The 4,363-nt window shown below is 61.3% G+C and carries 2 protein-coding genes and 3 pseudogenes; all 5 read left to right on the top strand.

The genetic code is table 11. From position 1 onward, the window contains the following. Positions 1–411: pseudogene (locus CES87_RS32565) on the top strand (hypothetical protein); the annotation flags it as partial. Continuing rightward, on the top strand, positions 359–922 hold the full coding sequence (locus tag CES87_RS32045; protein ID WP_256591189.1) for an arginase family protein: 564 nt from the start codon (positions 359–361) through the stop codon (positions 920–922). The pseudogene CES87_RS32565 and the gene CES87_RS32045, both read left to right, overlap by 53 nt. A gap of 55 nt (positions 923–977) precedes the next feature. After that, the gene (locus CES87_RS32050; protein WP_128609429.1) at positions 978–2,489 is read left to right on the top strand and encodes an aldehyde dehydrogenase; all 1,512 of its coding nucleotides are present in this window, start codon (positions 978–980) and stop codon (positions 2,487–2,489) included. A gap of 181 nt (positions 2,490–2,670) precedes the next feature. Next, positions 2,671–4,188: pseudogene (locus CES87_RS34790) on the top strand (cytosine permease). A 2-nt stretch (positions 4,189–4,190) separates the two neighbouring features. Then, a pseudogene (locus CES87_RS32065) lies at positions 4,191–4,363 on the top strand (GMC family oxidoreductase N-terminal domain-containing protein); the annotation flags it as partial.

The raw sequence follows: 4,363 nt of genomic DNA on the forward strand, positions 1-4,363 counted from the left end.
GGTGTGCACCGACTGGGATGCGCTGGACGCCGACGTTGCGGTGCTCGGCGTGCCCAACGACATGGGCACCCAATGGCGCTCCGGCGCACGCTTCGGACACGAGGCATTCGCGAGGCATCGACGCTGTTTTCCTTCGGCCATGCCGGCGCCTACGACCACGAAGATGACGTGATGTACCTGACCGCCGCCGACGTGCGCATGGTTGACGTCGGTGATGCCGACATCGTCCACACGATATGGTCACCAGTAACCAGAACACCGAATACGCCGTGCGCAAAATCCTCGATGCCGGCGTCATGCCGGTGGTACTCGTGGCGATCATTCGGTGCACGCGCCGGTGATCAAGGCATCGAGGGCCGTGGCCCGATCCACATCATCCACTTCGATGCGCACCTGGATTTCGTCCGATGAGCGCCACGGCGTGCGCTACGGCCACGGCAACCCGCTGCGTCGTGCATCGGAAATGAACCACATCGTCGGCATGACCCAGATGGGCATCCGCAACGTGTCGTCATCCAACCGCGATGACTACGAAGCGGCCCATGCGGCCGGTTCGAAAATCCTCTCGGTGCGCGACGTGCGCCGCCTGGGTGTGGAAGGTGTGCTGGCGCTGATCCCACAGAACATCAACTACTACATCACCATCGACATCGACGGTTTCGACCCGTCCATCGCCCCCGGCACCGGCACCCCCAGCCACGGCGGCTTCCTCTACTACGAAGTGCTGGAAATCATCCAGGCGCTGGCCAAACGCAGCCAGGGCAACATCGTCGGCATGGACCTGGTGGAGGTTGCACCGGTGTATGACCCGACCGGCATGACCTCGATTCTCGCGGCGCAACTGCTGCTCAACAGCATCGGTTTCATCTTTCACGAGCGGGCCAAAGTGCGCGCGCAAATGAACGAAGCCACCCCGGCCTGATCATCGAAACCACAGTGACCCGGCGGGACCTGACCGCCGGGCAGAGAGAATAAAAATGGACACGATCGTCAAAAATTACCTGCAAAAATACGGTGTCAGCGAAGCCACCCAGACCTTCCTCAGCAAGGTCCAGAAAATGTTCATCGGCGGTGCCTGGGTCGAGGCCAGCGACGGCCAGACTTCCGAGGTGATCGAGCCATCGACTGAAGGCCTGATCACCCGCATTCCCATGGGCACCACGGATGATCTGGACCGCGCCGTGCAAGCCGCCCGTGCACAGTTCGACGGTGGCGCCTGGCGCCAGGCCAAACCGGCGGAGCGCGAACGGCTGATGCAGCGCCTGGCGGACTTGATTGAAGAAAACGCTGCCGAACTGGCGGAGATCGAATCGATCGACATGGGCAAATCGGTCGCTTTCGCCAAAGACGTCGATATTCAGGGCACGGTCGACACCCTGCGTTATTTCGCCGGTTGGGCGACCAAGCTCCACGGCCGTACCGTCGAACCTTCGCTGCCAGGCAATTATCTGGCCTATACACGCAAGGAAGCGGTAGGCGTGGTCGGCGCCATCGTACCGTGGAATTTCCCCCTGCAAACCATGGCCTGGAAGCTCGGCGCGGCGCTGGCCACCGGTTGCACCGTGGTGGTCAAACCCGCCGAACTGACCTCGCTGTCGGCGTTGCGTTTCGCCGAACTGGTGCAGCAAGCGGGCATCCCAGACGGCGTGATCAACATCGTCACCGGGCGCGGTAGCGTGGTCGGCGCGGCCATGGCGACCCACCCCGGCATCGACAAGCTGACCTTCACTGGGTCAACCCCGGTGGGTCGCACCGTCGGCCGTGCTGCGCTGGACGAAATGAAGCGACTAACTCTGGAACTCGGAGGAAAATCACCGGTAATCGTATTGGCCGATGCGGACATTCCGGCCGCTGCGCAAGCGGTCGCCAACGGCGTGTTCTTCAACTCCGGCCAGGTGTGCGACGCCGGTACGCGGGCCTACATTCATCGCAGTGTCTACGACGAATTCCTGCGCGAACTGATTGCCTACACCCGGACGTTGAAGATGGCGCCGGGGCTGGACCCGGACTGCTTCATCAGCCCGCTGGTATCGGCTTTGCAAAAGCAACGCGTGAGCGAGTACATCGAAACCGGCAAGCGCGAAGGCGCCGAACTGGTCTACGGCGGCCAGCCGGTCGAGGGGCCTGGCTTCTTTGTCGAGCCGACCATCTTCGCCCATTGCCGCAACGACATGCGCATCGTCCAGGAAGAGATCTTCGGCCCGGTGCTGGTCACCGCACCCTTCGACGATGAAGAGGAGGCGCTGGCCCTGGCCAATGACTCGGCCTACGGACTGGCGGCGGCACTGTATTCCAATGACCTTGGCAAGGTGCACAGCCTGATTCCACGGTTGAAAGCGGGTTCGGTTTACGTCAACGCCCACGGCACCCTCGACCCGTCGATGCCGTTCGGTGGCTACAAGCAGTCCGGATTCGGCAAGGACCTTGGCGCGGAGCAGCTCGATTACCTGCTCGAAACCAAGGCGGTGTGGATCACATTGCCCGGTTGACCTTATCCCTGTAGGAGCGAGCTCGCTCGCGATGGTCGCCAACGATAACGCGGGCAGCCTGACACCCCGTGGTGTTCTTGGGTTCATCGCGAGCAGGCTCGCTCCTACAGGGTAATCGGCAAGGACGCGCCGAGAAGAATGCGGTTATTTCGTCATGATCTTCCAAAAACAAGAGTCCATCATGAACATTGACGCCAAGCCTGTTCCGAATGTGTCCATCCTCGATGACAAATCCGTGGTCGAGAGTCATTCCATCGATTTCATCCCGGAGAGCGAGCGTACCGACAAACTGTCGAGCCAGGGCCCGTTCTGGTTTCTCGGAAACTTCACCTTCTTCACCATGACCATCGGCTTCGTCGGTCCAAGCGTTGGCCTGACCGCACTCTGGACCACACTCGCCGGCACGCTGGGCATCATGTTCGGCACGCTGTTCATGGCCTTTCATGGCTCGCAAGGGCCACACCTGGGCCTGCCGCAGATGATCCAGTCCCGTGCGCAGTTCGGTTATCGCGGGGTGATTCTGGTGCTGTTGGCGACGCTGTTTGTGTTCGCCGGTTTCAACATCGTCAACCTGGTGTTGATGATGCAGGGCCTGCACACGTTATTCGGTTCAACCCCGCGGTGATCGCGGTGGCGGTGACCGTACCGGCGGCGGTGCTGGCGATCCTCGGCCATGACTGGATGCACCGCAGCTTCAAATGGGCGCTGTACCTGTCGCTGCCGCTGTACGGTCTGGTGACGTTGGCGGTGTTGATGGGCTGGGTGCCGGATGCGGCGATGCCCGTGCTGGCGGCGGGCGAACCAACCCGGTGCCTCTGGGCTTCAACTGGACCGGCTTCATCGCGCAGTTCACTCGCGCTACCTGCCGAAGAATACGTCCAGCGGCAAGTTGATTGCGGTGGTGTTCCTCGGTGCTTCGTTGTCCGGTGCGTGGATGATTTCCGTTGGCGGCTGGCTGGCCGATCACCTGCATTCCACCGACGTGCTGGTGGCCCTCGGGCAGGTCGGCAACACCGTGTCGCCGCTGATGGGCACCGCCGTGGTGGTCATCACCATCCTGGCGTTCCTGCCGGTGATCGCGATGAACATCTACAGCGCCAAGCTGACCACGCTGACCTGCGTCGACTCCATCAAACACATCGAACCAACCCGCAAGGCACGCATTCTCGCCATCCTTTTCGTGATCCTGCTGCAACTGGGCGTGGCCCTGAGCATCCAGAGTTCGGGCAAGGGCCTGTCGGTGCTCGGCATCTACCTGGTGGTGATGTTGTACTTCCTGGTGCCGTGGACTTCGGTCAACCTCACCGACTACTTCTTCGTGCGCAAAGGCCGCTACGCCATCCCGCACTTCTTCATGCCCCACGGCAATATCTACGGTAGCTGGGGCCTGCGTGGCATCGCCGCGTACGCCATCGGCTTCATCTCGATGATCCCGTTCTTCTACATCTTCGACGGCGTCGAACAGCGTGAGGTGTATGTCGGCCCACTGGCCAAGGCTCTGGGCAGCATCGACATCGCCTGGCTGGTCGGGCTGATCGTGTCGGGGCTGGCGTACTACTGGCTGAGCCGCTCGATCGATCTCAAACACGAAGAAACCGTCATCCAGCACATCGAAAAAACCTGTCCGCAATACACCACCGGCGACAAATTGACCAAACCATCGATGCCCGTGCTCAGCGAATCGGCGGTCCGGAGATAATCATGACTACGCAAAAATACGACTACATCATCATTGGCGCAGGCTCGGCCGGTTGTGTGTTGGCCAACCGCTTGAGCGAAGACCCGGCCACCTCCGTTCTGGTGCTGGAATTCGGTGGCAGCGACCGCAGTGTGGTGATCCAGATGCCCAGTGCGTTCTCGATCCCGATGAACAC

It is taken from the genome of Pseudomonas sp. ERMR1:02 (genome assembly GCF_002277815.1).
Taxonomy (GTDB): Bacteria; Pseudomonadota; Gammaproteobacteria; order Pseudomonadales; family Pseudomonadaceae; genus Aquipseudomonas.